Annotated in this window: 4 protein-coding genes and 3 pseudogenes; 2 read left to right on the plus strand and 5 right to left on the minus strand. The window is 66.6% G+C overall.

Going from position 1 to position 3,122, the window contains the following annotated elements; translation table 11 throughout:
- The 4 genes and pseudogenes from BBK14_RS10340 to BBK14_RS42125 form a co-directional block, all read right to left on the minus strand.
- Positions 1-315 (minus strand): transposase domain-containing protein (locus tag BBK14_RS10340; protein WP_198541228.1); only part of this gene is annotated, 315 nt, incomplete at its 3' end.
- Positions 316-695: 380 nt separating this feature from the next.
- Positions 696-947: pseudogene (locus BBK14_RS35045) on the minus strand (transposase); the annotation flags it as partial.
- 40 nt (positions 948-987) lie between these two features.
- Positions 988-1,305, minus strand: a complete 318-nt coding sequence (locus BBK14_RS10345) for a helix-turn-helix domain-containing protein (RefSeq protein WP_241831376.1) — start codon at positions 1,303-1,305, stop codon at positions 988-990.
- Between the two features lie 70 nt (positions 1,306-1,375).
- Positions 1,376-1,582: pseudogene (locus tag BBK14_RS42125) on the minus strand (integrase core domain-containing protein); the annotation flags it as partial.
- Between the two features lie 4 nt (positions 1,583-1,586).
- On the opposite strand from BBK14_RS42125, the pseudogene BBK14_RS36855 reads away from it, so the two are divergent.
- Positions 1,587-1,859: pseudogene (locus BBK14_RS36855) on the plus strand (IS110 family transposase); the annotation flags it as partial.
- Between the two features lie 145 nt (positions 1,860-2,004).
- Here the strand turns inward: BBK14_RS36855 and BBK14_RS10355 are convergent.
- On the minus strand, positions 2,005-2,571 hold the full coding sequence (locus BBK14_RS10355; protein ID WP_071061398.1) for a YceI family protein: 567 nt from the start codon (positions 2,569-2,571) through the stop codon (positions 2,005-2,007).
- 164 nt (positions 2,572-2,735) lie between these two features.
- On the opposite strand from BBK14_RS10355, the gene BBK14_RS10360 reads away from it, so the two are divergent.
- On the plus strand, positions 2,736-3,053 hold the full coding sequence (locus BBK14_RS10360) for a winged helix-turn-helix transcriptional regulator (RefSeq protein ID WP_338045449.1): 318 nt from the start codon (positions 2,736-2,738) through the stop codon (positions 3,051-3,053).
- Positions 3,054-3,122 lie beyond the last annotated feature (69 nt).

Below are 3,122 nucleotides of genomic sequence, written 5' to 3' on the forward strand. Positions count from 1 at the left end.
TTCGAACACCTCGGCCATCACCGCCCGGCCGAGCCTCTTACGCGCCTGGGTGATCCCGCTCGCGCTCGGCGGAGCCCACCCGGCGTCCCAGCAGCCGAACCGATCCAACGACCCGGTCGTCTTCTGCGCGACCTCGGTGTAGTCGTCGTCCGGGAACAGGCACATCGCCAGCGTCAGATAGGCCGTCACGTGTGGCGGGAGCTTCCCGCCCCTGCGCCGCTCACCGACCCCGCAGGCCGCCACCGCCTCGTCCACCGCATCCCGCGACACCGCCGTCACCAGCACCCCCACCGACACCTGGTCCGGGGTCACCATCGAAGCCACGAACCGTGACCAAACCACCCAGCGGCATCCACGCCACGCCGACACGCCGTACCAACCCACCGGCCAAGAGCAGCAGCCGATCAACCAATCAAGATCGACTTAAGCTTCACGGCATTGGACCTGGGCGGCGACTGGCACGCACGCCGTACCCGAAACCCTGAACGTCGCAAAAACGCCCTGGTCGGAGAGCTGGAGAAACTTGGCTTCACCGTCAGCGTCGAACCCGCAGCCTGATCTCATCTCCGCTGAATAAGGACACCCARGAAGGTCCTCTCGCCGCGCGAACAGTCGTACGTTGGCGGCCGACGCCACCAGCGTGGATCCCACGCGTCCAGACCCAGCCCCTCCGTGGTTGCTGAATTCACTCCTCAGAGGAACTCGCGCTCCATCCGGAGTTCCCGGTTCTCCTTCTCCAGCTCGCGGAGCCGGGCCCGTTCGGACATCGACAACGGCTCTTCCTCGCTTTGGTGTGCCCGCCGCCAGGTCGCGACCCAGCTCCCCAACGTTCCCTCGTTGATACCGAGATCCTTCGCGACCGCCGATGTGGGACGACCCGAATCGATGACGAGTTTAACCGCCTCGTCCTTATATTCGGGTGTGTATCGCCTGCGTGACTGACTCATTGATCTCCTCCGTTCACGGATCAATTATCCCCTGTAGGGATCACTGTCCGAAGAACGGGGCCCACCTCAGTTCCGGCAGGGTGAACTTCCGCGGCCGCCCGCCGGCGTACTTCGGGTAGAGCGAGGTGAACCCGTCGGCGTTGAAGTTGTGGATCACATCGCGGACGCGGTCCTCCGACGTGAACGTCACCTCTGCGATCTTCGCTGGGGTCATGGCCTGCGCGGAGAGCAGGATCATCTGCGCCCGCCGCCACRTCACCACCGACCCCGAGGACCGCCGCACAATCCGTAACAGCCGCTGACCCTCGTCCGGATCGATCTCCCGGACCCGCACCCGTTCCGCCACACCCCGGATCATCGAACGACCCGCCCAGCAGACGCGGGAGGCTACCCGGCGCGCCGCCCAGAACCGGGCGAACCATGACGGCTACGGCACTCGGTAGGAGTCGGATCAGTGCGGTGAGCACCGCCCGGTCCGCCCAGTCCCATCGGGGCTTGGGCTGGGTACGGCGCAGCACCGCGACCTCATGTCGCAACACAAGCAGCTCGATGTCCTTCGACGCCGACGAACGACCGAGGAGAACCAGCCAGCCACACACCCGAACGAGGATCAGATACAGCAGGCGCACGGACACAACTGACCATCACGAGCTGATCGGCGGCCACCTGGACGAGGACGCCGGCCCGGACCAGGTGGTGGTCGGGATCGAGACCGACCGGGGCCCGTAGGTCTCCGCGCTGGTCGCGGCCGGCTATCAGGTGATCGCGGTCAACCCGTTGCAGGCAGCCCGTTACCGGGAGCGGTACTCGACGTCCGGGGCGAAGAGCGACGCCGGTGACGCGCACGCGCTGGCGGACATGGTCCGCACCGACCGCCAAAGCACCGACCCCGGAGCTGGCGCGGCGGCTGACCGTCGCACAGCTCTCCGCCGCTCTCAAGCGGGCCCGCCGCCGTGACATCACGGACCAGGCCGGTCAGCTCCCGGTCCGCCCGGCGAGTATAGGAGACGCACGCTCGACGTCTGACTCCACCAGCCCAGTCCCGGCAGGGGCGAGCTCACGCGGTCGAAGCCTCCAGGACCGCCTCGATCTCGAGCGAAATCGAGATCTTGTCGCCGATGACGACGCCGCCGCCGTCGATCGGCATGTTGAACTCGATCCCGAAGTCCTTGCGGCTGATCTCGGCCGTCGCGGAGAAGCCGGCGCGAGTGCCACCGAACGCGTCCGGCCCGGCACCGTTGAACTCGAGTGCCAGCGGGACAGGCTTCGTGATCCCCTTGAGCGAGAGTTCACCGTCGACGACGAAGCCGTCGCCGGCCAGCCGGATGCCCGTCGAGGCGTAGGTCATGGTCGGGTGCTTGTCGACCTCGAAGAAGTCCGCCGAGCGGACGTGCTCGTCGCGCTGGGCATTGTTCGTGTCGATCGACGTCAGATCGATCTCGGCCCTGACCTCGGAGGCGAGCGGGTCCTCGCCAGTGACGACGGTCCCGGTGAACGCGCCGAAGCGACCCCTGACCTTGCTGATCATCATGTGGCGGACGGTGAAGGAGACGTCGGAGTGCACCGGGTCGATGGCCCACGTGCCGGCGATGTAGCCGGGGATCTGGACGGCGGGTGCAGTCATGGGAGAGGCTCCTCGTAGCTTGGTTACCGATAGTGCGGTCAGTACCTGGCCGGAACTGAGACCATCCTCGGGACCCGACAGCGGCGCGCCAAGACGGCACTTTGAGATGCGTCAGTTACCTGGAGGGAACCGTGGAAGCCGAAGGCTCGCTCCAGCAGGCCGTCTTGCCGGCGCCGATTGGCTGCCGGGTGCGTGAAGTACTCGACCGGGTCGGCGACAAGTGGTCGGTGTACGTCATCTGCCAGCTCGGCGAGAGCCCACGGCGGTTCACCCAGCTCCGCAAGGAGGTCGACGGCATCAGCCAGCGGATGCTGACAGTGACCCTGCGMGGCCTCGAACGAGACGGGTTGATCCACCGGCAGGTGTTCCCCGTGGTCCCGCCCCGGGTGGAGTACTCGCTGACCCCGCTCGGCCGAACGCTGCTGTGCACGCTCGCACCCGTCCTGGATTGGGCGGCCACCCTATCTGTCAGGATGAGTTGAGACGGGGGTTATCCATCAACTAGTGACCCAGGGCGGGTTGGGAGCGGGAGATCGTGACTGCGGCGGTGA

The organism is Parafrankia soli, from assembly GCF_001854695.1.
GTDB classification, from domain to species: domain Bacteria; phylum Actinomycetota; class Actinomycetes; order Frankiales; family Frankiaceae; genus Parafrankia; species Parafrankia soli.

Bases quoted from the DNA above. Each gene is read 5' to 3' on its own strand.
- BBK14_RS10355 (WP_071061398.1), bottom strand. From the start codon at position 2,571: ATGACTGCACCCGCCGTCCAGATCCCCGGCTACATCGCCGGCACGTGG.